This is a genomic window from Actinoplanes sp. NPDC051411 (assembly GCF_040682075.1).
GTDB lineage: Bacteria > Actinomycetota > Actinomycetes > Mycobacteriales > Micromonosporaceae > Actinoplanes.
Window position 1 is genome coordinate 63,112 of record NZ_JBFBAD010000031.1, and the last position, 25,149, is coordinate 88,260.

24 protein-coding genes are annotated in these 25,149 nt (G+C 72.4%); 8 read left to right on the forward strand and 16 right to left on the reverse strand.

Annotation, left to right across the window (positions count from 1 at the left end; translation table 11 throughout):
• The 9 genes from AB0M88_RS19090 to AB0M88_RS19130 form a co-directional block, all read right to left on the reverse strand.
• On the reverse strand, positions 1 to 275 hold a 275-nt coding region (locus AB0M88_RS19090; RefSeq protein WP_364103463.1), incomplete at its 3' end, for a transposase.
• Positions 276 to 317: 42 nt separating this feature from the next.
• Complete coding sequence (locus tag AB0M88_RS19095; protein WP_364103395.1) at positions 318 to 716, reverse strand: VOC family protein; 399 nt, start codon at positions 714 to 716, stop codon at positions 318 to 320.
• A gap of 82 nt (positions 717 to 798) precedes the next feature.
• A complete protein-coding gene (locus tag AB0M88_RS19100) occupies positions 799 to 2,283 on the reverse strand; it encodes a M4 family metallopeptidase (RefSeq protein ID WP_364103466.1) in 1,485 nt (494 codons plus the stop codon).
• A gap of 239 nt (positions 2,284 to 2,522) precedes the next feature.
• The gene (locus tag AB0M88_RS19105; RefSeq protein ID WP_364103398.1) at positions 2,523 to 3,002 is read right to left on the reverse strand and encodes a MarR family transcriptional regulator; all 480 of its coding nucleotides are present in this window, start codon (positions 3,000 to 3,002) and stop codon (positions 2,523 to 2,525) included.
• Positions 3,003 to 3,014: 12 nt separating this feature from the next.
• Positions 3,015 to 3,995, reverse strand: coding sequence for an L-histidine N(alpha)-methyltransferase (gene egtD, locus AB0M88_RS19110; RefSeq protein ID WP_364103401.1), 981 nt, complete (start codon positions 3,993 to 3,995; stop codon positions 3,015 to 3,017).
• Positions 3,992 to 4,726, reverse strand: coding sequence for an ergothioneine biosynthesis protein EgtC (egtC, locus tag AB0M88_RS19115; protein ID WP_364103404.1), 735 nt, complete (start codon positions 4,724 to 4,726; stop codon positions 3,992 to 3,994). Before egtC ends, egtD begins: the two co-directional genes overlap by 4 nt.
• Positions 4,726 to 6,027 carry an ergothioneine biosynthesis protein EgtB gene (gene egtB / locus AB0M88_RS19120; protein ID WP_364103407.1) on the reverse strand — a complete coding sequence of 434 codons (1,302 nt, stop codon included), beginning with the start codon at positions 6,025 to 6,027 and terminating at the stop codon, positions 4,726 to 4,728. Before egtB ends, egtC begins: the two co-directional genes overlap by 1 nt.
• On the reverse strand, positions 6,024 to 7,382 hold the full coding sequence (locus tag AB0M88_RS19125; RefSeq protein ID WP_364103410.1) for a glutamate-cysteine ligase family protein: 1,359 nt from the start codon (positions 7,380 to 7,382) through the stop codon (positions 6,024 to 6,026). The genes egtB and AB0M88_RS19125 overlap by 4 nt, the downstream gene beginning before the upstream one ends.
• 266 nt (positions 7,383 to 7,648) lie before the next feature.
• The gene (locus tag AB0M88_RS19130; RefSeq protein ID WP_364103413.1) at positions 7,649 to 8,584 is read right to left on the reverse strand and encodes an LLM class flavin-dependent oxidoreductase; all 936 of its coding nucleotides are present in this window, start codon (positions 8,582 to 8,584) and stop codon (positions 7,649 to 7,651) included.
• Here AB0M88_RS19130 and AB0M88_RS19135 point away from each other — a divergent pair.
• Together AB0M88_RS19135 and AB0M88_RS19140 are read left to right on the forward strand one after the other, a co-directional pair.
• Complete coding sequence (locus AB0M88_RS19135) at positions 8,572 to 10,668, forward strand: serine/threonine-protein kinase (protein WP_364103416.1); 2,097 nt, start codon at positions 8,572 to 8,574, stop codon at positions 10,666 to 10,668. The two genes, AB0M88_RS19130 and AB0M88_RS19135, sit on opposite strands and share 13 nt — an antisense overlap.
• Positions 10,665 to 11,594 (forward strand): alpha/beta hydrolase, encoded by a 930-nt coding sequence (locus tag AB0M88_RS19140; RefSeq protein WP_364103419.1) that lies wholly within the window; start codon positions 10,665 to 10,667, stop codon positions 11,592 to 11,594. The genes AB0M88_RS19135 and AB0M88_RS19140 overlap by 4 nt, the downstream gene beginning before the upstream one ends.
• On the opposite strand, the gene AB0M88_RS19145 is transcribed toward AB0M88_RS19140, so the two are convergent.
• Positions 11,579 to 12,004 (reverse strand): phospholipase D-like domain-containing protein, encoded by a 426-nt coding sequence (locus AB0M88_RS19145; protein WP_364103422.1) that lies wholly within the window; start codon positions 12,002 to 12,004, stop codon positions 11,579 to 11,581. The two genes, AB0M88_RS19140 and AB0M88_RS19145, sit on opposite strands and share 16 nt — an antisense overlap.
• Entirely contained in the window at positions 11,953 to 12,654 is a 702-nt protein-coding gene (locus AB0M88_RS19150) for a phospholipase D-like domain-containing protein (RefSeq protein ID WP_364103425.1), read from the reverse strand. Before AB0M88_RS19150 ends, AB0M88_RS19145 begins: the two co-directional genes overlap by 52 nt.
• 60 nt (positions 12,655 to 12,714) lie before the next feature.
• Between AB0M88_RS19150 and AB0M88_RS19155 the strand changes: the two genes are divergently transcribed.
• Positions 12,715 to 13,644 (forward strand): NAD(P)-dependent oxidoreductase, encoded by a 930-nt coding sequence (locus AB0M88_RS19155; protein WP_364103428.1) that lies wholly within the window; start codon positions 12,715 to 12,717, stop codon positions 13,642 to 13,644.
• Between the two features lie 4 nt (positions 13,645 to 13,648).
• Here AB0M88_RS19155 and AB0M88_RS19160 read toward each other — a convergent pair whose 3' ends face one another.
• Positions 13,649 to 14,662 (reverse strand): hypothetical protein, encoded by a 1,014-nt coding sequence (locus tag AB0M88_RS19160; protein WP_364103431.1) that lies wholly within the window; start codon positions 14,660 to 14,662, stop codon positions 13,649 to 13,651.
• Positions 14,663 to 14,752: 90 nt separating this feature from the next.
• Positions 14,753 to 16,156: an FAD-dependent oxidoreductase gene (locus tag AB0M88_RS19165; protein ID WP_364103433.1), complete on the reverse strand. Its 1,404-nt coding sequence runs from the start codon at positions 16,154 to 16,156 to the stop codon at positions 14,753 to 14,755.
• Between the two features lie 62 nt (positions 16,157 to 16,218).
• On the opposite strand from AB0M88_RS19165, the gene AB0M88_RS19170 reads away from it, so the two are divergent.
• Both AB0M88_RS19170 and AB0M88_RS19175 read left to right on the forward strand, forming a co-directional pair.
• Positions 16,219 to 16,815 (forward strand): TetR family transcriptional regulator, encoded by a 597-nt coding sequence (locus tag AB0M88_RS19170; protein ID WP_364103436.1) that lies wholly within the window; start codon positions 16,219 to 16,221, stop codon positions 16,813 to 16,815.
• A gap of 219 nt (positions 16,816 to 17,034) precedes the next feature.
• Positions 17,035 to 17,739 (forward strand): DUF6461 domain-containing protein, encoded by a 705-nt coding sequence (locus AB0M88_RS19175; RefSeq protein WP_364103439.1) that lies wholly within the window; start codon positions 17,035 to 17,037, stop codon positions 17,737 to 17,739.
• A gap of 14 nt (positions 17,740 to 17,753) precedes the next feature.
• On the opposite strand, the gene AB0M88_RS19180 is transcribed toward AB0M88_RS19175, so the two are convergent.
• The 3 genes from AB0M88_RS19180 to AB0M88_RS19190 form a co-directional block, all read right to left on the reverse strand.
• The gene (locus AB0M88_RS19180; RefSeq protein WP_364103442.1) at positions 17,754 to 18,212 is read right to left on the reverse strand and encodes an SRPBCC family protein; all 459 of its coding nucleotides are present in this window, start codon (positions 18,210 to 18,212) and stop codon (positions 17,754 to 17,756) included.
• Between the two features lie 24 nt (positions 18,213 to 18,236).
• Positions 18,237 to 19,226, reverse strand: a complete 990-nt coding sequence (locus AB0M88_RS19185; RefSeq protein ID WP_364103445.1) for a LacI family DNA-binding transcriptional regulator — start codon at positions 19,224 to 19,226, stop codon at positions 18,237 to 18,239.
• A 101-nt stretch (positions 19,227 to 19,327) separates the two neighbouring features.
• Entirely contained in the window at positions 19,328 to 20,242 is a 915-nt protein-coding gene (locus AB0M88_RS19190; protein WP_364103448.1) for a LysR family transcriptional regulator, read from the reverse strand.
• A 91-nt stretch (positions 20,243 to 20,333) separates the two neighbouring features.
• Here AB0M88_RS19190 and AB0M88_RS19195 point away from each other — a divergent pair, with 91 nt between their 5' ends.
• From AB0M88_RS19195 to AB0M88_RS19205, 3 genes are all read left to right on the forward strand, one after another.
• Positions 20,334 to 23,750, forward strand: coding sequence for a bifunctional proline dehydrogenase/L-glutamate gamma-semialdehyde dehydrogenase (locus AB0M88_RS19195; protein ID WP_364103451.1), 3,417 nt, complete (start codon positions 20,334 to 20,336; stop codon positions 23,748 to 23,750).
• Positions 23,751 to 23,819: 69 nt separating this feature from the next.
• Positions 23,820 to 24,758, forward strand: coding sequence for an aldo/keto reductase (locus AB0M88_RS19200; RefSeq protein ID WP_364103454.1), 939 nt, complete (start codon positions 23,820 to 23,822; stop codon positions 24,756 to 24,758).
• Positions 24,755 to 25,149 (forward strand): hypothetical protein (locus AB0M88_RS19205; RefSeq protein ID WP_364103457.1); only part of this gene is annotated, 395 nt, incomplete at its 3' end. The genes AB0M88_RS19200 and AB0M88_RS19205, both read left to right, overlap by 4 nt.

The window sequence follows — 25,149 nt, forward strand, 5'->3', positions numbered from 1 at the left end:
CGGGGGGGTCGCTCGGTGTCGCCGGCGAGCCGCCCGTCCCGGCCGCCCCCCCCATCGGCCAGGGTTTGCGGGGCGGCCAGAACACGGTCCCGGGTCCCGTCGCGTTGCCAGCGGCGGAACAGGCCGTAGATGGTTTGCCAGGGTGCGTACTCGGCCGGGACGTCACGCCAGGGCGAGCCGATCCGGATCCGCCGGCGGATCCGGTCGATGAGCTGGCGTCTTGTCCATTTCGGCGGACGGGCCCTGGTCGACGGCGCGGGCAGCAGCGGGGCCAGAGCCGTGACCCCACCCGGCGGCCAAACTTCTAAAAACGCGCCCTAGTCGGACTGCGGTGGCTGTAGCACGCAGAATTCGTTGCCGTCCGGGTCGGCGAGCACGTGCCAGGTCCAGCCGTGTTCTTCGATCGGTTCGGCGGTGATGCGGCGGGCCCCCAGCGCGATCACCCTCGCCACCTCCGCGCTCAGGTCCGGCACGCGCAGGTCCAGATGCACCCGGTTCTTGGTCGCTTTGGTCTCCGGAACCAGCTGGAGCAGGATCTCCACGCCGATTCCGTCGGCCGGCAGCAGTTGCTGGTAGCGGCCGGGGGAACCGGGTTCGGCCCGGTAGCCGAGCACGCCGGACCAGAACGCCGCCGACCGGGCCAGGCTCGCGCAATCCACTACTACAACCAGTTCCACGTCATGTCGTCCGCCGAAGCGGGCGGGCTCAACAGTCACGGGCATACGGTACGTAGCAGGCTGGGCGGACAGGACCGGGGCCGGTGCGCACGGCACCGGCCCCGGTTCGTTCAGGGAAGCGTCAGCAGGTCGGCTCGCCGGACTGGGCCGGCACCGACACCGCGTTCCAGGCCGCCTTCACCGTGTTGAAGCCGGTGCAGTCGCCCGGGGTGAGGTTCTTCGCCGCCTGAAGCGTCCACACGCGGTACTTCAGGTACGAGGAGCCGGACGTCTTCAGCAGCATCGCGTGGTACATGATGTTGATGGCCTTCTGGATGCCCAGGCCGGTCACCGACGAGCTGTTGCAGGTCGGGCTGGCCGGCTGGCCGTTGCCGCCGGTGCCCTGCGACAGCAGGTAGAACCAGTGGTTGCCGGGGCCGGCCGCGGCGTGCACCTCCTGGTTGGGGGTGCTCGACGAGTAGCAGTTGCTGTCGCCGGCCAGCGACGGGTTGTACATGTAGCGGATGGGGCCGCTGCCGACCAGGTTGACCTCTTCGCCGACCGTGAAGTCGGGCTTGTCGTTCGGGTTGTTGGCGTACCACTCGGTGGCCGCGCCGAACGTGTCGGCGACGAACTCCTGGGTGCCGCGGCCCGAGATGCCGCCCGGCGTGTGGTCGTCGATGCCGTGGCCCAGCTCGTGGCCGACCACGTCGAGGGCGCCGATCCACTGGCCGGCCGTGTTGTGGCCGATCTGGACCTGGGTGCCGTCGTAGTACGCGTTCTCGTCGTTCAGGCCGACCCGCAGCGGCCACGCGCCGCCGGAACCGTCCTGGCCGTTGCGGCCGAGCCACGCCGACAGCATCTTCTCCTGGGTCTGAGCCACGTAGAGCGCGTCCACGCAGCCGGTCTCCCGGTTGGTGCCGTTGCCGTTGCCCCACACGTTGTCGGGGCCGGTGAAGACCGCGTTGCCGGACGCGTTCTGGCAGCTCAGGTTGCGGAAGGTCGGGTCCTTCAGGGAGAACGTGCTGCCGGACTGGGTGGTGTTCAGCGACACCGAGCCGTTGATCCAGCCGGTGCCCGAGCCGGTCACGTCGGTGACGTGGTTGTACGCCTTGAGCACCTTGCCGGTGGTGGCGTCGACGTCGACCGTCGTGCGGGCCACGCCCTCGGCGTCGGTGCCGCGCATCGTCGACTCCCAGGCCAGGCGGGGCGACACGCCGTCGGCGAAGACCACGAGCCGGCTGCCCTCGACGCCGGAGACGGTCTTGAGCTGGCCCTTCGCGACCTTGAGGGCGGCGTCGGACGTCAGGGACGGCGTGGTCGACAGCTCGGGGATCGCGGTGGTCTGGGCGACCGAGGTGAACTGGGTCTGCCCGGCCGCGTTCAGCACCAGGACGAAGTCGCCGCCCTCGACGTGCAGGCCCTTGTAGGTGCGGTCGTACTGCACGTACTGGAGGCCGTCGGAGGAGATCACCTGGCGCTGCACGAAGCCGTCGTGCGAGCTGGCGTGCAGGTAGGCCGGCCGGGTGGCGACCAGCGACGCGGCCGAGCCGGCGGCCAGAGCGGCCGCGGACGGTGTCACGGGTGCGGCGAGCGGCGCGGCGGCGTTCGCCGGTCCGGCGGTCATCGCCGCGGCGACCGCGGCGGCGGTCCCGATGGCGACGACGAAGGGGGATCGGAGTTTCACGCGGACTCCTTTCCCGCCCGAGGGGGTTGCGGGCGGGCTCGACGTCCCGGCCGGCGGGGTCACCGCACCGGGGTGAATCGATTGATGACGCTATATTCCGCCGCGCTCCGCCGAAATAGGGGAAACCCTTGCCGGTCGGTCGATCTTGGTGCTAAACGCCGCCGCTTCAAGCCGAGCGGCTAGACGCCGCTTTCCCAGCCGAGCCACCACTCCTGCTCGGGCAGCTCGCCGGCCGCGGCGGCGAACGCCCGCAGCGCCCCGGTGACCGCCGGCGACCAGTGGCCGGCCGTCGCCGCGACGATCGCCGCCAGCTCGTCGTGGCGCCGGCGCAGGGCGAGCTCGACCAGTTCGCGGCCTTCCGGGGTGAGCCGGATGCGCACCTCGCGGCGGTCGCTCGCCGAGCGGGTGCGCCGGGCCAGTCCCTTGCGGACCAGGCGTTCGCACATCCGGGTGCCGGTCGACGGCGCCACCGCCAGCTCGGCCGAGATGTCGGCCGGGCGCTGGGGCCCGCGCGAGGCGAGCACGACCAGCGCCCGGAACTGCGGCAGGGTCACCTCGGCCGACAGGGCGGCCAGGGACCGGGCGGTGATGCCGACGAGGGCCCGGCTCGCGGTCATCAGCGCTTCGACCGTACGGGCCGGGTCCTCGTCGGCAGTCATCCCGGCATTAGATCAGCTGGACGGCACCGCCCTGGCCAGCGAGACCGCGAACAGCCCGTCCCGGTCGGTCCACCACTGGTCGAGCGCGAACCCGGCCTCGGCCAGCTCCCGTTCGAACCCCTCGCGGCGGAATTTGGCCGACACCTCGGTGCGTATCTCCTCGCCGGCCGCGAAGTCGACGGCCAGGTCGAGGGCCCGCACGGTGACCCGCATCGGCCAGCGGGCCCGCAGCCGCATCTCGACCCACTCCTGCTCGGCGTTCCAGAGCGCCACGTGGGCGAAGCCGTCGAGGTCGAAGTCGGCGTCGAGGCTGCGGTTGAGCACCCGCAGCACGTTGCGGTTGAAGTCGGCGGTCACCCCGAGGGCGTCGTCGTAGGCCGGCACGACCACCCGCGGGCTCTTCACCAGGTCGGTGCCGATCAGGAGATGCTCGCCTTCCTCGAGCACGGAGCGGACGTCGGCCAGGAAGGCCGACCGCTCTTCCGGTACGAGGTTGCCGATCGTCCCGCCGAGGAACGCGATCGTGCGGGCCCCGCCGTTCGGCAGGTGTTTGAGGTGCCGGGTGATGTCGCCGACGATGTTGTGCACCCGCAGCCCCGGGTAGTCGGCCGTGATGCGGGTGGCCGCCGCGGTCAGCGCGGTCGGCGAGACGTCCATCGGGACGAACGCCTCCAGGGTCCGCTGCCCGGTCAGCGCGTCGAGGAGCAGCCGGGTCTTGGTCGAGTAGCCGGAGCCGAGCTCGATCAGCGTGCGGGCGCGGGTGTGCCGGGCGATGTCGGCCGCCCGGTCGGTCAGGATCTGGCGCTCGGCGCGGGTCGGGTAGTACTCGTCGAGCTCGGTGATCTGCTCGAAGAGCTCGCTGCCCCGGGCGTCGTAGAACCATTTCGGAGGTAGCCATTTGCGGTCGGCGGTGAGGCCGGTGAGCACGTCCGACCGCAGGGTGCGATCGAGGTCGTCGTCGTCCAGGTGGACTTCGAGCGCGGGCGTGTTCATGCGTCTCCCAAGGAAGTCAGGTGGAGTCCGGAGGGGCCGGCGACCAGCAGCGTGCGGTCGTCCACGGCCCGCCAGGCGGGGTGGTCGTCGAGGGGCTCGGAGGCGACCAGGACGAAGTCGTCGTCACGGACGGACAGGGCGTGCCCGGCCGTGGTCGCGACGATCGTGGTGCCGTCGGTGAGCAACAGGTTGAGCCGGGAGCCGGGCGCGGCGCGCTCGACTTCGGCGACGGTCGCGGCGACCGCTTCGGCGGGACCGTCCCGCAACCGCGACCGGATCAGTGCCCAGAGCAGCGCCGAGTCGGTCGGCGCGTCCAGCGTGAGCAGGTCGGTGACCGGCAGCGTGGCCGCCGGCTTGGCCATCGACTGCGGCCAGCCGCGAACGACGCCGTTGTGGCTGAACAGCCACGGGCCGTCCGCGAACGGGGCCGCCGCGCCCTCGGTCACGGGCATGCCGACGGTGGCACTGCGTACGGCCGCGAGCACCGAGCCGGAGGCGATGGTCGCGGCCAGACCGGGCAGGGTGTTGTCGCTCCAGAGCGGGGTCGCCCGGCGGTAGCGGACCGGGCCGGCCGGCGTGTGCCAGCCGACGCCGAAGCCGTCCGCGTTGATCGTGCCGCCGCCGCGCATGTCACGCGGCGCCCACGACTGGTGGCTCAGGCCGTGCGGCGGGTCGAACAGCAGGGCCGACAACGGGATCGGCGGCCCGAGGTAGGCCAGGTGGCGGCACATCAGGCGTCCCGGGCGAGCCGGAAACCGCTGAAGATCTGCCGCCGGACCGGGTAGTCCCAGTTGCGGAACGTGCCCCGGCAGGCCGACCGGTCGGTGCCGAACGAACCGCCGCGCAGCACCTTGTATTCGTCGCCGAAGAAGACCTCGGAGTATTCGCGGTAGGGGAACGCGGCGAAGCCGGGGTAGCCGTGGAAGTCGGTCGACGTCCACTCCCACACGTCGCCGATCAGCTGGTGCACCCCGGTGGGGGAGGCGCCGGCCGGATAGGCACCCGCCGCGGCCGGTCGCAGGTGACGCTGCCCCAGGTTGGCAAGATCATCCGTGGGGTCGTCGTCGCCCCACGGATAGCGCCGGGACCGGGCCGTCGCCGGGTCGAACCGGGCCGCCTTCTCCCACTCCGCCTCGGTGGGCAGCCGCTTCCCGGCCCAGGCGGCATAGGCGGAAGCCTCGTGGTAGCAGACGTGCACGACCGGCTCGTCGGCCGAGATCCGGCTTGTGCGGCCGAAAGCCGTCGCGGCCCAGCCGTTGACGCCGTCGCGCTGCCAGTGCAACGGCGCCGTCAGCCCGGCGGAGACCCGGTGCTGCCAGCCCTCGGGACTCCACCAGCGTGGATCTTCGTAGCCGCCCTCGTCGATGAACGCGGCATATTGCCCGTTGGTCACCGCGGCCCGGTCGATGAAGAACGACGGCACGTCGACCACATGGGCCGGCCGTTCGTTGTCGAGGGCCCACGGCTCGGTGCTCGTGCCCATCGTGAACGGGCCGCCCGGGATGAACGCCTCCCCGGTCACGGCCTGCTTCACCAGCGGCGGCGGAGGCGCGGCGAGAACCGGCGCCCCGGACCGCAACTGGTGCGTGGACAGCATGGTCTCGTCGTGCTGCTGCTCGTGCTGCACGATCATGCCGAACGCGAACCCCTGCTCGACGAGCGGCGACCCGTCGAGCCGGGCGTGGTCGAGCACGTCGAACACCTTGTCGCGCACGGTCGCCACATAGCGCCGGGCCTCGTCCGGCCCGAGCAGCGGCAGTGTCGGCCGGTCGCGGCGCGGGTGCTTGAACGCGTCGTACAGCTCGTCGATGTCGCGGCGGACCGGCTCGCGGCCGCCGACGTCGCGGACCAGCCAGAGCTCCTCCTGGTTGCCGACGTGCGCGAGGTCCCACACGAGCGGCGACATCAGCGGGGAGTGCTGGCGGATCAGGTCGCCGTCGTCGACGGCCTCGGTCAGGATCGCGGTGCGCTCGCGGGCGCGGCTCAGTTCGCCGGCCACGCGGTCGCGCAGATGGTCGGACTCGTAGGTCATCCCTGCTCCTCGGCGGAGGCGGCGTCATGCAGACGCCGTTCGACGGTCTCGATGACATGACTCAGAACGCGCGGGGGCAGGCCGGTCGCCGCGAGCCGGCCGGCGGCCAGCTCGACCAGGCGGCCGGCGCCGCGGCGCAGCGCGGGATCGCGCAACCCGAAGCGGTACGCCGGAATCCAGCACCCGGCCACCGGTGCGGCGATCTCCAGTGCCGCCTCGGTGGTGGCGTGATCGCCGAACAACGCGGCGAGAATCGCGAACGGCACGACCCAGTCGGAACCGGGCTGCGTGTCGAGGTAACGAATCTCGAGGTATCCCCGTGGCCGCACCGGCGGGAACAGCGTGCTCAGGTGATAGTCGAGGTCGCCGACGGTCGGCGGGGCCGGTAACGCCCCGGCGACCCAGTCCCGCAGGGTCACCCCGGGCGGCGGATCCCATCGCCCACCGGGCCGCTGCACGCAGACCAGCGGCGCCGACAGCGCGTAATCCACCCAGCCGGCCGCCGGATCGTCCGGGGGTCCGCCGGGCGGGTGCGTGAGCCTCGGATCCATGCCCCACCAGGTGGACATCCGGGCCGAGGCGAGTCCGGTGTCGCGCCCGGCGTGCCGGGCCGAGTTGGCGAAGAGGGCGACCAGCGGTGGACCGAGCGCGAGCACCGCGGCCCATCGGGTCGGAAGCTGCGCCGGGGTTCCGGCGTCGAGACACACCTGGAAGCCCGCGGTGCTGCACATCATCGTGCGCCCGTGCGAGCTGTGGCCGTCGAAGACCTGCTCCATGGCCGTGTAACGCGGGGTGTCGAGGATTCGCCGGGGCGGCCGATGCGGATCGATGCCGTGCTCGCCGAGGCGGAGCCCGGCCTCGTCGAGGAGCCCGGTCAGATAATCGAGATCGGCCGTGACGGCCGAGTAGAGATCGGCCGCGGAACCGGCCGGGGCGGAGGATATTTCGATCTGTCCGCCGGGCTCCGCCGTCAGCCGGCCACCGGCCGGCAGGGGGAGCGGTTCGTATCCGGGGCCGTCCGGCGCGGCCGCGACATGGCGGGCGCCGTGGGAGACGGCTGGAGAATCGGCGGAGCCGGAGCCCGGGCCACCCGGTGCGGTCGCCGGAGCGCCGGTGCTGGGCAGGGGCGGAGGGCCGCCGAGGGTGGCCGGCGTGTGCCGGCCGAGTGCCTGTCGGACGAGGCCGACGTCGAGCGGGGCATCGGGTGCGCCCGCGTGGTGCAGGGTCCATTCGAGCTCGGCGCCGAGCCGGGCCGGTGGGCCGGTCTTGAAGCAGATGGCGCGGATGCGCTCCTCTACTTCCTCCTGTTTACGCAGGACGCGGGCGGTTCCCGCGTCGCGGTCGAGCATGGTCATGCCGATCTCCATTGCGGACGGTGACGCGTGGGGGTTTCCAACGAAGCGTCGGAATGGTGGCGTTGGCGCACAGCGGATTCTTACCCCGGCCCGGGTTACGAGTGAGGCGGGTCACCGGCGGGCCGGCCCTCCTTCCGTCGCGGACGGCAGATATCAACTACGGCCCGAACCTACGGGCGGGGTGCGACAGATTCGCATCCGGCAGGCGAACCCGGGCTGTCGCGACCCCGCTCAGGCCTGGGAAAATGCGAAGAAGGTGACCTGCGTCACCGGGCCAGCGAGAGGATGGTGTCCATCGCTCGCAGTCGATCGGCGCCGGTGCCGAGCAGCGCGTCCGGCACGATCAGCTCGTCGAGCCCGATCGCCTGGTATTCGGCGATCGTGTCGGCCAGCCGGGCGCGCGAGCCGCCGATGACCGGGCGGTCGCCCATGTCCGGCACCTCGGCGTCGACCACGGTCAGGGCCTGCGCGGTGCGATCAATTTCGGACGGGTCGCGGCCGATCCGGGCGCAGTGGTCGTCGAGCACCTTCATCTTGTGGGCGATCAGCTCAGGGGTGCCCCACGCGTTCCAGAGGTCGGCATACCGCGCGACCACGCCGAGCATCCGCTTCTCGCCCTTGGCCCCGATCAGGATCGGCAGCGGCTCCTGCACCGGCTTGGGCTCGTTGACCGCCTCGGTGATCCGGTAGTAGGCGCCGTCGAAATTGGTCACCGGGGAGCGCAGCAGCCCGTGGAGCACCTGCAGCGCCTCGACGAAGCGGTCGAGCAGCTGTTTGGTCGGGGGCAGCTCGATGCCGTACTGCTCGTGCTCGTTGACCTGCCAGCCCGCGCCGACGCCGAGCACGAAGCGGCCGCCGGTGATGCGGTCGAGGGTCGCGGCCAGGTTGGCCACGACGGCCGGGTGCCGATAGGTGTTGCCGAGCACCAGCGTGCCGATCCGGACCCGGGGCACGGCCGCGCCGAGCGCCGCGACCAGCGCCGTCGCCTCGAGCACCGGGCGCCGCACGTCGACGCCCGGGCCGGCGTTGGGCATGAAGTGGTCGGCGATGTAGACCGCGTCCCAGCCGGTCTCCTCGCCGTGCCGGGCCGTCTCGAGAATCGCGTCGTAGGGCTGCCCGGCGCCCGGCCAGATCGAAAGTCGCATAACGGCAACGATGCCATGTGATCGGGTTGAGTATCGTGCAGCCCGTGACGCGTCCACTCTGGCCGAGCGATCCGCGCCGGCTCGGCGACTACGAGCTGGCCGGGCGGCTGGGCGAGGGCGGCATGGGCACGGTCTTCCTCGGGCGCGCGCCCGGCGGGCGGCTGGTCGCGGTCAAGGTCATCCGGCCCGAGCACGCGTGGGACCAGGAGTTTCGCGGGCGGTTCCGCAGCGAGGTCAACCGCGCCCGCGAGGTGCCCGGATTCTGCACGGCCGCGGTGCTCGACGCCGACCCCGACCACGAGCCGCCCTACCTGGTCGTCGAATACGTCGACGGGCCCAGCCTGTCCGAGGTGATCAAGGAGCAGGGTCCGCTGTCCGGCGGCACGCTGCACAGCGTCGCGGTCGGCGTCGCCACCGCGCTGGCCGCCATCCACGGCGCCGGGGTGATCCACCGCGACCTCAAGCCGCAGAACGTGCTCTTCGCGCTCGGCACGCCCAAGGTCATCGACTTCGGCATCGCGCGGGCGCTCGAGGCCACCAGCCGGCACACCCGCACCGATCAGATGGTGGGAACCGTGGCCTATATGGCGCCGGAGCGGTTCGACACCGATTCGGACCGCGCCGCCGGGCCCCCGGCCGACGTCTTCGCCTGGGGTGCCGTGGTCGCCTACGCGGGCACCGGGCGCACGCCTTTCCAGGCCGACTCGCCGGCGGCCACGGCGGCCCGCATCCTCACCCAGCCGCCCGAGGTCTCCGGTCTGCCGTCGCCGCTGCGGGAGCTGGTCGAGCGGACGCTGGCCAAGGACCCGGCCGACCGGCCGACCGCCCACGAGCTGCTCGACCTCCTGCTGGCGGCCGAGTCACCCGCGGTTCTGCAACACCGGCCCGAGCTTCGCCGGGCCGCCGAGGCGGTCGCGCATTCCGGGCGGTTCCACCCTTCTCCCGTACGCGAGGACACCGCGCCCCGGCGCCGGACCGGCCGTGTCGTGGCCGTCGCGGCGGCCGCGCTGGTCGTGCTGGCCGGCGCGGGCCTCTACGCCGGTCACGTCCTCGCCGCGTCGGCGGCGCTCTCCGCCTCGTCCGGAGAAGCGCCGACCTCCTCGGCAACCCAACACAGCGCGAGCGCCGTCCGGACCGGCACCGTCCGGGCCACCGCGGCCACGCCACGCGTCCAGGGGCCGTCGCTGATCGACCCGCTCGACCGGCCGGCCCAGTGGAAGGCCGACAAGCCCGCCGACAACGCCGACGGCTGGTGCTCGTTCGACGGCGGCCGCATGGTCGTCACGACCCACTTGTCGAATGTCTACGGCTGCCGGGGCCCGGCCGACACGTTCGCCGGTGACCAGTCGATCGCGGTCGATGCCACCGTGGTCAGCCCGGGCGCGTGCGCGGTGATCTGGCTGCGGATGGTGCGGAACAACGGCTACCAGGTGTCGCTCTGCCCGAAAGAGATCCGGATCGGGCTGGTCGAGGACTACGCGGTCAGCGGCGAGAAGACGGCGGCCTCGACCGCCTTCCAGCCCGGGCACACCCATCGGGCCGGTGTCACGGTGCAGGGTTCCGTGGCGACGGTGACGGTCGACGGGGCGGCCGTGGTCAGCCTGCCGCTGGCCGACCCTCAGCTGGCCGCCGGCCAGGTCCGGCTGGGTGCGCTCAACGATGCGAGCAGCGGCGACGCGACGGCCGCGTTCGCCGGTGCCGAGCTGCGGTCGCCGACCGTCGGCACACCGCCGGTGTTCCCCGATCTTCGCGGCAAGGCTCACGCCACGTCGGTGGTCCGGCTCTCGTCGTACGATCCGGGGGCCCGGGTCGTCGTCGCCGAGCCGGTGCTGTTCCTGACCGGTCCCGAGTACTGCACGATGTTCAAGATCAAGCAGAGCGACGGCCGCTGCGAGACGGAGTGGACGACCGTGGACAGCCACCTCAGGCTCACGCTGCCGGTGACCGGCGATCCGGTGCTCCACTCCTTCGACGACCCCTCCGGACAGGAGCGCTGCAACGGCTCGATGGCGACCGGCAGCACCTGCCCGACCAAGCCGGACGCGTTCCTGAAGTGGCTGAAGGGCAGCGGCGTCGACCTGGTCGCGGTCACGGTCAGCGACGGACGGGTCGCCAAGATGGCGGAGATGTACACGCCGTGACCGTTCTCGAGCCCGCCGCCCGGGCGTTCGCCGACGCCACGGCCGGCCCGCCCTACCCGTACGACGTCCCGGTGGCCGACGGCCGGCACCACCTCGACTCGCTGCAGTCCGGTGCCCCGGTGGTGTCGGCCTCGATCGAAGACCTGGTCATCGCGTCCGGCGTGCGGATCCGGATCTACCGGCCGCCGGGGGTGCGCGGACTGCTGCCGGTCGTCGTCTACACGCACGGCGGTGGCTGGGTGGTCGGGGGCACGCGGACCCACGACCGGCTGGTGCGGGAGCTGACCGTCCGCTCCGGGGCGGCGTTGGTGTTCGTCAGCTATTCGCTGTCACCCGAGGCGGTCTACCCGGCCGCGCTCGAGGAGGTCTACACGACCCTGACCTGGATCGCCGCGGAAGGGTTCGCCCACGACCTCGACTTCTCGCGGATGGCGGTGGCCGGCGACTCGGCCGGCGGCGCGATCACCGCGGCCGTCACGCTGCTGCTCAAGCAGCGGGGTGGGCCACGCCTGGCCGCCCAGCTGCTCTACTACCCGGTCACCGACGCGTCCTTCGACACCGGGTCCTATCGCGCGTTCGCCACCGGCTACTGGCTTCGCCGCGACGCCATGGAGTGGTTCTGGGATCAGTACGCGCCGGACGCCTCACGGCGTGCGGAAATGACCGCGTCGCCCCTGAGGGCGACCGTCGATGATCTCGCCGGACTCCCGCCGGCCCTGGTCGTCACCGCGGAAGCGGATGTCCTGCGGGACGAGGGTGAGGCCTACGCGGCCGCGCTGCGGACGGCCGGCGTCGACGTGACCGCGGTGCGCTATCTCGGGATCACGCACGACTTCGTCATGCTCAACGCGCTCAAGGACACGGCGGCGGCCCGCGCCGCCACCGCCCAGGGCGCCGCGTTCCTCGCCGGTCACCTCTCCCGGTAGGTGGCCGCGATGGTCTCCGCGTAGGCGGCGAACTGGTCGGCCAGCCGGTGGTTGACGAACTGCAGCTGGTTCTCGGCGTTCTTCTGCGCGTTGGCGCTGAAGTTGTAGCTGCCGGTGGCCAGGTGGCCGTCGGCGACCAGGATCTTGCTGTGCATGAAGTCGTGGACGCTGGTCGGCGTGTAGGGCTTGGAGGGCTTGGCGACCAGGCGGTCCTGGAGCAGCTTCCAGTGGCCGAGCACATCGGCGTCATGCCACTGCCCGGCGATCGGGCCCATCTGCCCGCCGTCGTACGCCCCCGACACCTCGACGCCCCGGTTGACCGCGTCGGCCAGGGCGGTCAGCAGCGGATGCGACGTGATCACCATCGAGGCGAGCACGATCCGGCGGCGCGCGGCCGTGACCTGCTGCACCAGGTAACTGTCGATGCCCGTACCGTCGGCGGGCGCGAAATCCCAGCCCAGCCGGACCCCGCCCACCGTCGTGGTGCCGGCGTCGCCGGCGCCCGTGCCGGTGATGCGCCCGGCCGCCCACAGCTGATCAAATCGGCCCGGTAGCCGGCCGCGAGCGGGCTCGACGGGATCGTCAGGAGGTTGTTCTCCTGCCGGCTCCAGGCGTCGTCGGTCCAGTTGGCCGAGCCGGTCCACACCGCGGCGTGCCGGTGCCCGACATCCCGCACGATGTACTTCGAGTGCATCAGCTGCCCGGACGGCGCGGTGATCGCCTTGGTCCGCACCGCGGTGCCGTCGAAGTGCTCCTTGACCCAGTCGGCGGTGCCGACCGGAGCGGGGTCGGCGGCCAGCGCGGCGAACGTGGCCTGGGTCGCCTCGGCCGGCTTCCCGGCGTCGTAGGCCAGGCGCACCTGGACACCCCGCCCGGCCGCCGCGGTCAGCGCGGTCACGACGGGTTCGGCGAGGGCGGGGGAGAGGCGGAAGTCGTAGATGGCCAGGTCGAGGGAGTGTTTCGCTTGCTCCAGGAAGGCGGCAAACCGTGCGGCGACGCTGCTTGCCTGATCTTGGTCGCCGCCATGTTTGATGTCACGTAACAGCAGGACGTCGAGCATGCCTCCAGAGCAGCACGTCCCCGGTTGAAGCGCAGTCCCCTGGATGACAGGCTGTCGACCATGAAGGTGCTGCTGCCCGACTCGATCCCGCTCGACCTGGATCTGCCGGGGGCGGTGATCTACCCGGTCGACCAGCCGCTCGACGACTCTCTGCTCGACGCCGACGCGCTGGTCGCGTGGGGCAACCCGGGCTGGCAGCTGCGCGACGCCGCGGCACGGCTCACCCGGGTGCGCTGGGTGCAGACGCTGGCCGCCGGGCCGGACGCGGTGCTGGCGGCCGGATTCGGGCCCGATGTGGTGATCACCTCGGGCGCGGGGCTGCACGACAAGACGGTCGCCGAGCACACGCTGGCGCTGGTCCTGGCCGCGGCGCGACGGCTCAACCTGCTCGTCCGAGCCCAGATCGGGCACCGGTGGGCGGCCGAGCTGGGCGGCTTGCAGCCGGTCCGCGACACCTCCAACTTCCGTACGCTGCGGGACGCCCACGTGGTGATCTGGGGTTTCGGCGGCATCGCGGCAACCTTGGCGCCGTTACTGGCGGCCCTGGGAGCGCGGGTGACCGGCGTGGCGCAGTCCGAGGGCACCCGCCACGGCTTCCCGGTCGTGACGGCCGCTGCCTTGCCCACCCTGCTGCCGGCCGCCGACGTGCTGATCAACATCCTGCCGGCCTCCGACTCCACCCGCCGGATCGTGGACGAGGCGGTGCTCGGTCTGCTGCCGGCCCACGCCTGGCTGGTCAACGTGGGCCGCGGCGCCACGGTGGACGAGCAGGCGCTGCTCGCGGCGCTGCGCGACGGCCGCCTGGCCGGGGCGGCGCTCGACGTCTTCGAAACCGAGCCCCTGCCCGAGACGTCGGGCCTGTGGGACGAGCCGAACGTGCTGATCACCCCGCATGCGGCGGGCGGGCGGCCGCTGGGCGCCGCCGAGCGCATCCGCTCCAACTACGAGGCGCTGGTGGCCGGCCGGCCCCTCTCCCACGTGGTCTCCTGACTCGTCAGCTCAGCCGCAGCACCCGGAAGCCGCTCACCTCCAGCTGGGACCGACGGGAGTTGATCCCACCGAGCCCGCCGGTGATGTACCGGTTGTCGGTGGCCGTCGCGACCTGGGCCCCGTCGACCAGGAATCGGATCACGTTGCCGTCGGCCTCCATCCGGAAGGTGTGCGAGCCGGTGCCCACGTCGACCTGATAGCCGTCGGCCAGTTTGCCGTCGTTGCTGTACGACGTGTTGCCGGCACTGATCCAGGTCTTGCCGTCCGCGTCGACGATGCCGATATAGCCGTCGTCGCCGGCCGAGTGCCGGAGCACGAGGCCGAACATGTCGGCCTTCACCACCTGGATGCGCGCCTCCACCGCGTAGTCCGCGACTGTCCGCGTGTCGTACGGCGCGAAGATGGTCGAGTCCCAGGCCGTGCCGTCGCTGAGAAGTTCTCCCCGCAGCGTCTTCCACGACGAGTCGCCGGCCCAGCCGTTGAGGCCCGGCGACCAGTCGGCGGCGTAGAGCGCCGGCCCGCTCGCCGGCGTGGCCGGCGTGGCCGTTCCGCCGGGCGTCTCGCCGGCGGCCGGGGCGACTCGCAGGTTGACCGCGCCCGCGTTGTCGCCGAGGCACCGGTCGTCGTCGTTGATCCGGAACTGCAGCTGCCCGGACGCCGGCGCCGTGAAGGTCCCGCTGTGCGAGACCGGGAACGGCGCGCTCCCGCCCACGCGGGCCAGCAGGTGCCCGTACGTCTGATCGGCGAGAATCTTGCAGCCCTGGTAGATCTCGCGATCGGCGGCCGCGTCGTACCCGTCGATCCCCACCAGGGCGAGGCCCGGAGATCCCACCGTCCAGGTCCCCGACCGGTAGTCGACGGTGAATGCCTGCCCGGCCGCCAACTCCAGGGGCGCCGTCTGCCATCCGGTTTCCGACCGGACCGTCATGTCGCCCGAGGCCGCCGACGCCGGCGCCTCCGCGGTCGCGCCCAGCAGCACGCCCAGTGCCATCGCTGCCCTGACCAGGACTTTCCTCATCCCGGAACGCTAACGCCGGGCCACCGACCGGAACGGCGGTTCGCCTGGACAACCTCGGTCTGTTGATTTGGGGCGCCGATCACGGTGCCGCTACAGGTCGTGCAGATATCGGCGGACCGCGTCCAGGTCGGTCGGTCCGGCGATCAGCCCCACGTAGCCGTCGGGGCGGACCAGGGTCAGCGTGTCCGACCCCTCGATGACGTGGGCCTTCACCAGGTCCGATGTTTCGTCCTTGACGACCGGCGGGCCCAGCAGGGTGAAGTGCGGGCCCCGGAGCAGGTCGAAGAGCCGCCCGTCGCCGGTCTTTCCGTCCGGCATGCGGTCGCCCGCCTGGGGGCCGTCCGGGCGGGTCACGTGCTGGCGGGAGAGGCGGCTCCACGGGTACTTCAGGGCCAGCTGGCTCAGGTCGCGCGCGGCGTCGGCATCCAGGCCGCCGCCCTCGCGCCGGATGGCGTCCAGGACCAGGTCGAGGACCTCCGAGGTGATGCTCAGCAGCTGGCTCGCGATCGGGAGGCGCTCCCGCGCGTACGTCTCCAGCAGGCGGCCCGCGGCGTGGCCCCGCACGACCAGGCCCAGCTTCCAGCCGAGGTTGTAGGCATCCTGGATGCCGGTGTTCATGCCCAGGCCGCCGGCGATCGGGTGGACGTGGGCGGCGTCGCCGGCGAGGAAGACGCGGCCGGTCTGGAGGCGGTCGACCATGCGGACCTGGACGCGGTAGGTGGAGCGCCAGGTCAGGTTGTGCAGGCGGACGCCGGGGACGGCGGCGATGCGGTCGAAGGTCTGCTGGAAGCGTTCGAGGGTGGGTTCGAGCGGGTTGCCGTTCCCGTCCAGCTCGTGGGAGGTCTGGACCTGGAACGATGCCGTGCCGGGCAGCGGGCACAGCATGATGCCGCCGGCCGGGGTGAACCACTGGTGCCAGGCGTCGCGGGTCAGGCCGTCGACCTCGACGTCGCCGACGGCCATCAACTGGACGTCGGGGGTCTCGCCGCGGAGCCTCAGGCCGAGCACCTTGCGTACGGTGCTCCGGCCGCCGTCGCAGGCGGCCAGGTAGCGTGCCCGGATCCCGGCCGCCGTGACGCCGTCGGCGTCCTGGTCGAGGGCGGTGAGCTCGGTGCCCCGCTCGACCTCGACGCCGAAACCGGCCAGGCGCCCGCGGAGGATCCGCTCGACGCGCCACTGCGGGATCATCAGGCCCACCGGGTACGGGATCTCGTCGGTGGGCTCGCGGCCGGCCTCCGGGTCGGCCTCGCTGATGACCTGAGTGCCCCGATATCTGCGGTGCGGCAGATGGGTGACGCCGCCGGCCAGAGTTTCGTCGATCACGCCCAGGTCGTCGAGGACCTCCAGGGTGCGCGGGCTGAGGCCCTTGCCGCGGGAGCCGTGCGGGAACTCGGCGCTCTTGTCGATGATGCGGACGTCGACGCCGCGGCGGGCGAGGTCGCACGCGAGCGTCAGGCCGGTCGGGCCGGCCCCTACCACCAGTACGTCGGTCACCTCCGCATCGAACCGTTACCCGGTTAAAAAAGCAACCCGGTAACGTTTGTTACCCTGTCGGGGTGACGTCACCGGCCGGCCTGCGCGCCCGCAAGAAGGCCCGCACCCACGACGCGATCGCCGACGCGGCCATCGCGCTGTTCCTGGCGCGTGGCTTCGACCAGGTCTCGATCAACGATGTGGCGGCGGCGGCCGAGGTGTCGAAGCCGACGCTGTTCCGGTACTTCCCGAGCAAGGAAGATCTGGTCCTCCACCGGTTCGCCGATCACCAGGGTGAGGCGGCCCGCATCGTGTCGTCTGAGAAGACGGAGCCGATCGCGGCGTTGCACGAGCACTTCCGGGCCGGGCTGGACGCCTTCGACCCCGTCACCGGGTTGAACGACCACCCGGCCGTGGTCGCCTTCCACCGCCTGGTTTTCGGCACTCCTTCGCTGGCCGGGCGGCTGACGCAGTATGTGCAGGCGGACGAGGAGGCGCTGGCGGCGGCTCTCGGCGGCGGCATCGAGGCTCAACTGCGGGCGGCGCAGATCCTGGTGACGCAGCGGGTGCTGGCGCGGGCCAACTGGCAGAAGATCGCGGACGGCCGGAGTGCGGCGGCGGTGCGGCCGGAGGCCTTCGCGGACGCGGATCTCGCCTTCGGCCGCCTGCTGTCGGCCTAGAGGCCCCCGTGGTCGCCTCGGCAGCCGCTCGATAGCCGGCTCGGCGGCGGCTCGGCTCGATGTCGGCTCGGCTCGATGTCGGCTCGGCGGGTCGGCTCGGGGGGTCGGCTCGGCGGCCGAGTCCGGGTGGCGGACTCCGGGCGGCCTGGCCGGTGGGCTTGCGGCGCCGGATCGGTCCGAACGGCCGTTCGGTGTCGCCGGGGGTGGTCTACTGGCGGGATGCACCGACGCCGGGTGCTGGCCGGCATGGCCGCGTTGCTGCTGCCCGCAGGATGCGCCGCGCCCCGCCCCCAGGATCCCGCGCCGCCGTCCCCGCCGCCGCCCTCGGAGTACGCCTGGTTCCCGGCCGGCAGCGGACTGGTCAAGGTCTACACCCTGACGTGGGTCGAAGCCCTGTCACCGGACGCCGTCGCGTCGCGCGCGGGCGCCCGGCGCCTCGGGACGCGACGGTGGCCGGCGGGCGGCTGGAAAACCCTGCCCGGCACCAGAGCGAACGAGACCGTCGTGGCGGTCACCCGGGCCCACGGCTGGGCGCTCATGGTCGAGGACTCGGCCAACGCGATCGGCGCCGCCGACAACACCATCGGCAAACTGTCGAAGGGCACGCGGCTGGTCACGTTCTCGCACAACTATCAGGCGGCCGACCGGTTCGTGCTCGCCTCGGACGGCACGATCCTGGTCGACTTCGACCCCGGCTATCCGCCCGACCGCGTGGGCACCGAGCCCGACCTGCTGGTCGGCGACATGCGCGCCGTCGGCCTCAACACGAGCGCCGTCGACGCCGCCCTCGCACAGCCCGAGCCGGCGATGCTCGCGCTGACCGAACGCGTGACCGGCGTCCCGCTGACCCGGCACCTGCTGCGGGACTCGGCCTATCTGGCCGCCGCGGTCACCGTCCGGTCGAGCGACGACAGCCAGCAGTAGAGGCGGCCGGGCGGTTACTGACCTTCGACGAGTCTCGCCAGCCGGTCGAGCGACGCGTGCAGCATGGCGGCCGTGGTCGCGCGGGCCCTCACGAGACGGGCCTCGTCGTGCAGCCGGGTCCAGTCGTAGGTGTGGGTCACCCGGGTGCCACCGCCGTCGACCGGCTCCAGAACCCAGCGCCACAGGTGCCCGGGCGGCGTCCGGCCGGGCTCGCTCGGCTGCCACGCGATGCGCCGGCCCTCCTCGAACTCGACGACGTGGTTCTCCCGCACCGAGCCCTTGGTCAGCACCATGACGAACACGTCACCGACCGCCCGCACCCGCTGTCCCTCGGCGGCCCGGGCCAGGTTGTCGTTGCCGTCCCACGCCGGCTGCCGGGCCGGGTCGGCGATGAGCTCGAAGATCGCCGCCGCACTGGCGGCGATGTCGCGGCTGGTGGTGATCACCTGGTCGTCTGCCTCGGAGCTCGTCACCGGGCCATCCAACCACCCCGCCCGCTAGGCGGCCGAACTCGCGCGCACCTGAAGGGTCGTCGGGAAGGTCTGCCGCCACGAGAACACGGCCTGGTGGTCGACCAGCGCCCTGGTCGCGGCCGTTGCCATCTGCTCGACCGGCTGGTGGACCGAGGAGAGGGGCGGGATGGTCAGCGCGGTGATCAGGCTGCCGTCGAAGCCGACCACGGCGACGTCGTGGGGGATGCGGCGGCCCGCCTCGGCCAGGGCCTGCATGGCGCCGGCGGCCATCAGGTCGCAGCCGACGAAGACGGCGTCGAGGTCGGGGTCGTGGGCGAGGAGGCGGTGCACCTGCTCGTAGCCGGTCTCGCGGCGGAACGGGCCCACGTAGGAGCGGGAGGGCAGGCCCACGTCGTCCATCGCCGCGTGGTAGCCGGTGCGGCGGTCGACGGCGCACGGGCTGCGGTCGGGGCCGTGGACGGCGGCGATGTGGCGGCGGCCGGTCTCGTAGAGGTGGCGGACGGCCGCCCGGGCGCCGTCGCGGTTTTCCGGGACGATCGACGGGACGCCAGGGGCAGAGCGGCCCATCGAGACCACGCGGGTGCAGCGGGAGTAGAACTCGCCGCCCAGCTCGGGTGTCACGTTGACCAGCAGGACGCCCAGGCTGACCGCGTCGGCGACGCGGGACAACAGGGCGGCCGCCCCGGCCTCGTCGACCACGTGCAGGCGGAGGTGGGCGTCGGTGTCGGCGATGCCCTCCAGCAGGCCGGTCGTGACGCGGCTGTAGAACGGGTTGGCGCCGAAGCGGGACGCGTTTTCCTCGATCACGACCAGGTCGATCGCGTCACCGTAGCCGGAGGCGAGGGCGCGGGCGGTCGGGTCGGGGCGGTAGCCGAGGCGGTCGATCACGTGGCGTACGTGCTCGCGGGTCGCCGGCGCGACGCCGGGCGCATTGTTGATGACCCGCGAGACCGCGGCCTTGGAGACGCCCGCCGCGGCGGCGACGTCGTTGACCGTGGGCCTCTTCCGTGTCACGGGCCGGAGTCTAATCCTGACCCCCGACAATCCCGGACGCGTTTTCCGCCGCCGGGCGCCACCCCCGCCCGTGTTGGGAGGGGGTGGAGTCAACCACCCACCTACGACACTTTCCGAGGCCTGTCCACCGCCGCCGCTGCCTCGAGCGTCGAACGAAACGCGAGGGCAACGGGGGACGCCGCGCCCGCGACCCGCTGGGCGGTGAAGATCGTGCGGTGCGGAGTGCCGGGCAGCGTGAGCAGGCGGCACGACGTGGAACGGCCGGCCCAGACCAGGTCGGGGATCAGGGCGACGGCGTTGCCCGACTCGACCAGGCGGATGTGGGCCTGCAGGTCGGCGGTCTCGTAGCGGACGTCCGGCTCGAAGCCGGCGCCGCGGCACAGCTGCTCGGCGAAGTGGCGGGACGCGGCACCGCGCGGCTCCATCACCCACGGCATGCCGCGGGCGGTCGCGAGCGAGTCGACCGGGTGCAGGGAGGCCGAGGCCGCGGGCAGCGCCAGCCGGATCTCGTCGGTGGTCAGCGGCCGGCGGTCGAGGCCGGGGTGGTGTGGGGCGGCGTGGGCCGGGTACTGCTCGGCGATGACCATGTCGAAGTCGCGGGCCCAGGTCTCGCGCAGCGCCTCCTCGGGTTCCCGCTGCACCATCTCGACCCGGACGTCGGGGTAGTGCTCGGCGAGCGAACGCAGCGTCGCCGGCATCAGCGCGAGGGCCGCCGACTGGAACACCGCGACCCGGACGGTGCCGCTGACCCGGGTCGCCGCGGCGTGCAGGCGGGCCTCGGCGCGTTCGAGGGTGTCGAGGACCTCGGCGACCGAGTCGACCAGGACCTCGGCCTGCGGGGTCAGCTGGACGCGGCGGCCGGCCTTGCGCAGCAGCGGGGTTCCGGCTTCCTTCTCCAGCAGGCTGAGCTGCTGGGACACTGCGGACGGGGAGAAGTTGAGGGCCTCGGCGACGGCGGCCAGGGTGCCCCGGACGGCGAGTTCGCGCAGGAGCACGAGGCGGCGGATCTCGAGCATGGAAACGGCCCCCAAAGGGTAAGCGGAACTGAAGAATACCCGTCATGAATCATCGCTTTTCCTGATGCAAACGCGGATCGAGACTTGTCCCATGCATGACACCGACCACCGGCCGGTCACCGCCGCGCCGGAAGACAACGACCTCGCCCACGAGGCGATCGCGCTGGTCCGCCGCTGGCTCGAAGAGGCGGCCAAGGTTCCGGTCGACGGTTCGGCGGCGCAACTGGCCGGCCTGCTGCGCGACCCGAAGGGACTCGAGTTCGCGGTCGGCTTCGTCGACGGGGTGATCAGGCCCGAGGACGTACGCGTCAGTGCGAAAGCCCTCCGGGAGCTGGCGCCCGCGGCACCCGGCTTCCTCCCGGTTCCCTTGCGGGCCGCCGTCCGCCTCGGCGGAGGCCTCGCGCCGGCGATGCCCGGCGTGGTCGTGCCGATCGCCCGCCGCGTCCTGCGCCGGATGGTCGGCCACCTCGTGGTGGACGCGACCGACGCGAAGCTCGGCAAGGCGATCTCCCGTTTGAAAAATAAAAAAGACGTCCGCCTCAACATCAACCTGCTCGGCGAGGCGGTGCTGGGCCGGGGCGAGGCGAAACGACGGCTCGAGGAGACCGAGCGGCTGCTCGCCCGCGACGACGTCGACTACGTGTCGATCAAGGTGTCGGCGACCGTGCCGCCGCACAGCCCGTGGGCGTTCGAGGAGGCGGTCGACGACATCGTCGAGCAGCTCACGCCCCTCTTCACGCTGGCCGCGACCGCGACGACGCCGAAGTTCGTCAACCTCGACATGGAGGAGTACAAGGACCTCGACCTCACCGTCGCGGTCTTCACCCGGCTCCTCGACCGGCCCGAGTTCGAACAGCTCGAGGCCGGCATCGTCCTGCAGGCGTACCTGCCGGACGCGCTCGCCGCGATGACGCGCCTGCAGGACTGGTCGGCCGCCCGGCGCGCCCGAGGGGGCGCGGGCGTGAAGGTACGCCTGGTCAAGGGGGCCAACCTCCCGATGGAGCAGGTCGAGTCGTCGCTGCACGGCTGGCCCCTCGCCACGTGGGGCAGCAAGCGCGAGACCGACACCAACTACAAGCGGGTGCTCGACTGGGCGCTCCACCCGGACCGCATCCGCAACGTGCGGCTGGGCGTGGCGGGCCACAACCTGTTCGACGTCGCGTACGCCTGGCTGCTCGCCGGACGCCGGGGCGTCCGCGACGGGGTCGAGTTCGAGATGCTCCTCGGCATGGCCGAGGGGCAGGCCGAGGTGGTACGCCGCGAGGTCGGCGGTCTGCTGCTCTACACCCCGGTCGTACGCCCGGAGCAGTTCGACGTCGCGATCGCCTACCTGGTGAGGCGGCTGGAGGAGGGGGCGAGCAGCGACAACTACATGTCGGCGGTGTTCGACCTGTCGGCCAACGAGGAGTTGTTCGCCCGCGAGCAGGACCGTTTCCTGGCCGCACTGGCCGGTCTCGACGGCGAGGTGCCGTCGCCGCACCGGATCGCCGACCGTTATGCCGCGATCGAGCCGCCGCGGCCGGGGCACTTCGACAACACGCCCGACACCGACCCGGCGGTCGCGACAAATCGGGCTTCGGTCCGTGCGCTTCTCGCGCGGGTGCCCGACTCCAAGATCGGAGTCGACGCGATCGACGCGGCCCGGATCTCCGACCAGGGCGTCCTCAACGAGGTTCTGCACACCGCCGCCGAGGCCGGAGAAGCCTGGGGCGCCCTCAGCGGCGCGATCCGGGGCGAGATCCTGCACCGCGTCGGCGACGCCCTCGAAGCACACCGCGACGAGCTGATCGAGGTCATGGCGGCCGAGGCCGGCAAGACCGTCGACCAGGGTGACCCCGAGGTGTCCGAGGCGATCGACTTCGCCCACTACTACGCCGAACTGGCCCGCGAACTCGACCAGGTCGACGGCGCCACCCACGTCCCGGCGCGGCTCACGCTGGTCACGCCACCCTGGAACTTCCCGGTCGCCATCCCGGCCGGTTCGATGCTGGCCGCCCTGGCCGCCGGCTCCGCCGTCGTGATCAAGCCGGCCGGCCCGGCCGAGCGCTGCGGCGCGGTCCTCGCCTCGATCGTCCAGAGTGCGCTCGACGACCCGCGGGTGCTCACCCTGCTGCAGGTCGACGAGCAGGGGCTGGGCAAGGAGCTCGTCAGCCACCAACTGGTCGACCGGGTCGTGCTGACCGGGGCGTACGAGACGGCCGAGCTGTTCCGCTCGTTCCGGCCCGACCTGCCGCTGCTCGCCGAGACCAGCGGCAAGAACGCCATCATCGTCACCCCGAGCGCCGACCTCGACCTCGCGGTCAAGGACGTGGTCGCCTCCGCGTTCGGGCACGCCGGCCAGAAGTGCTCGGCCGCCTCGCTGGTCGTGCTGGTCGGCTCGGTCGCCACCTCCCGCCGCTTCCGCACCCAGCTGCTGGACGCCGCGTCGTCGCTCACCGTCGGCCCGCCGAGCGACCCGCGCAGCCAGGTCGGCCCGGTCGTCGAACCGGCGGCCGGCAAACTCCTGGAGGGCCTGACCACACTCGGGCCGGGCGAGAAGTGGCTGCTCAAACCGTCGCAGCTGGACGACGAGGGCAAGCTGTGGACGCCGGGCATCCGCGACGGCGTACGCCGCGGCTCCGACTACCACAGGATCGAATACTTCGGCCCGATCCTCGGCATCATGACCGCCGACACCCTCGACGAGGCGATCGACCTCGTCAACGAGGTCGACTTCGGCCTCACCTCGGGCATCCACTCGCTCGACGAGGACGAGGTGCGCACCTGGATCGACCGGATCCAGGCCGGCAACCTCTACGTCAACCGCGGCATCACCGGCGCCATCGTGCGGCGGCAGCCCTTCGGCGGCTGGAAACGGTCGGCGGTCGGCCCCGGCACCAAGGCTGGCGGACCCAACTACCTGGTCGGCCTCAGCGGGTGGCGGTCCGCGCCGTCGGGCGTCGACACCCCGATCGGGACGGCTTCCGTGCGTACGCTCCTGGAAGCCGCAAGGGAAACGCTCAGCCCGACCGACCTGGCCTTCGTGACCCGCGCGGCGCGCAGCGACGCGGCGGCGTGGGAGCGTTCGTTCGGCGTGGCGGCCGACGTCTCGGGCCTGAGCGCGGAACGCAACGTGCTGCGCTACCTGCCCCACCCGGTGACCATCCGGCTGGCCTCCGGGGGCTCCGTGGCCTCGCTGGTGCGGGTCGTGGCGGCCGGTCTGCTGTCGGGGGCGCCCTTGACGGTCTCGGTGGCTTCACCGCTGCCGCTGTCACTGCCGATTCCGGTCACGGTCGAGGACGACGCCGCCTTCGCCGCCGGGCTCACCTCCGGGCGGGTGCGTCTCATCGACGGCTCGGCGGCCGAGCTGGCCGCCACCACCGGCGGACGGCCCGACCTGGCGGTCTGGGCCGGACCGGTCACCGAGGCCGGGCGGATCGAGCTGCTGCCTTTCGTACGCGAACAGGCCGTCAGCATCACGGCGCACCGTTTCGGCAACCCGGACCGGCTGGCCTACGACGTCCTCTGATCGGGGGGCCGCGCCGATCGCGAATACCGGGTTGACCTGGAGTGCGCTCCAGGTGCCAAGGTCCTGGGCATGACTCTTGTGCTCGGGGCGATGATGTTCGGTACCCGGATCGACGAGGCGACCTCGTTCGCGCTGCTCGACCGGTTCGTGGAACGCGGTGGCGGGTGGATCGACACCGCCGACTGCTACGCGTTCTGGGCCAGCGGAACCGGCCGCGGGGGTGACAGCGAGCGGGTGCTCGGCCGTTGGCTGGCCGCCCGCCCCGGCGTCCGGTCCCGGGTGCGCATCGCGACCAAGCTCGGCGCCGAACCGGCCGAGCCCGGCTCGTGGCCGCACCGGCGGGAAGGGCTGTCGCCGGACGCCGTACGGGCCGCGTTCGCCGGCAGCCTCGACCGGCTCGGCGTCGACCGGGTCGACCTGCTGTGGCTGCACCAGGAGGACCGGTCGGTGCCGATCGCCGACACGGTCGACGCGCTCGCCGGGCTGCCGGCCGACCGGTACGGCTTCTCGAACTTCCCGGCCTGGCTGGTCGAACGGGCCCGCGCGCACGCGCCGTCGCTGCCGCTGGACGCGCTGCAGCTCAACGCGACCTACCTGCGGCCGCGGCCGGGCACGCTGCCGCCGGGCGTCGAGCACCGGTTCGGCGTCCTGAGCGACGAGCAGGCCGACTACGCGGCCGAGCACGGGATGTCGGTGTGGGCGTACACGCCGCTGCTGTCGGGGGCGTACGACAACCCGGCCAAGGAGATCCCGTCGGTCTACGACCACCCCGGCAACACGGCCCGGCTGCGCGCCCTCGACGAGGTGGCCGGCGCGGTCGGGGCGACACGCGGGCAGGTCGTGCTGGCGTGGCTGGTGAGCCGCGGCATCACCCCGATGCTCGGCGGCAGCAAGCTCGACCAGCTCGACAGCGCGCTGGACGGCGCCGCCCTTCAGCTGAGCGCCGATCACCGGGAGCTGCTCGACGCCGCCGACCGGTCGGAATGGGCGAGTCCCTACAACAAGTGAGTCAGCGCCGCCAGCACCTCGGGCCGGTGCGAATCGCCGACCTGCAGGTGATCCTCGCCCGGGAAGACGACCAGCTCGGCGTCGGCGATTCGCTCGTCGAGGTCGCGCAGACCCGCCTGCCAGACGTTCTCGACGAGGTGGCGCATGCCGGCCCGGGCGCCGGCGAGGTCGCCGTCGTCGAGGCGGGCGAGACAGGCCCGTTCCTCCGGTTCGGTCGACGGTCGGCCAGCTCCCGCCACGGCCCGGGTCCGGCGACCACGCCGACGGCTCGCACCCGCCGCGGATCGGCGGCCGCGGCCGCGACGGCGAACGGGCCACCCCCGGACGACCCGACCACGGCGTACTCGTCGAACCCGAGCAGGGTGGCCAGGTCGGCGACGTCGCGGCCGAC

Excerpts from the sequence above, each read along its gene's own strand:
- egtD (WP_364103401.1), bottom strand. The coding sequence starts at position 3,995 with ATGAACACGCCCGCGCTCGAAGTCCACCTGGACGACGACGACCTCGAT.
- AB0M88_RS19105 (WP_364103398.1), bottom strand. The coding sequence starts at position 3,002 with ATGACTGCCGACGAGGACCCGGCCCGTACGGTCGAAGCGCTGATGACC.
- AB0M88_RS19100 (WP_364103466.1), bottom strand. The coding sequence starts at position 2,283 with ATGACCGCCGGACCGGCGAACGCCGCCGCGCCGCTCGCCGCACCCGTG.
- AB0M88_RS19175 (WP_364103439.1), top strand. The coding sequence starts at position 17,035 with ATGCACCGACGCCGGGTGCTGGCCGGCATGGCCGCGTTGCTGCTGCCC.
- AB0M88_RS19200 (WP_364103454.1), top strand. The coding sequence starts at position 23,820 with ATGACTCTTGTGCTCGGGGCGATGATGTTCGGTACCCGGATCGACGAG.
- AB0M88_RS19125 (WP_364103410.1), bottom strand. The coding sequence starts at position 7,382 with ATGACCATGCTCGACCGCGACGCGGGAACCGCCCGCGTCCTGCGTAAA.
- egtC (WP_364103404.1), bottom strand. The coding sequence starts at position 4,726 with ATGTGCCGCCACCTGGCCTACCTCGGGCCGCCGATCCCGTTGTCGGCC.
- AB0M88_RS19155 (WP_364103428.1), top strand. The coding sequence starts at position 12,715 with ATGAAGGTGCTGCTGCCCGACTCGATCCCGCTCGACCTGGATCTGCCG.
- AB0M88_RS19160 (WP_364103431.1), bottom strand. The coding sequence starts at position 14,662 with ATGAGGAAAGTCCTGGTCAGGGCAGCGATGGCACTGGGCGTGCTGCTG.
- AB0M88_RS19150 (WP_364103425.1), bottom strand. The coding sequence starts at position 12,654 with ATGCTCGACGTCCTGCTGTTACGTGACATCAAACATGGCGGCGACCAA.
- egtB (WP_364103407.1), bottom strand. The coding sequence starts at position 6,027 with ATGACCTACGAGTCCGACCATCTGCGCGACCGCGTGGCCGGCGAACTG.
- AB0M88_RS19190 (WP_364103448.1), bottom strand. The coding sequence starts at position 20,242 with ATGCTCGAGATCCGCCGCCTCGTGCTCCTGCGCGAACTCGCCGTCCGG.
- AB0M88_RS19195 (WP_364103451.1), top strand. The coding sequence starts at position 20,334 with ATGCATGACACCGACCACCGGCCGGTCACCGCCGCGCCGGAAGACAAC.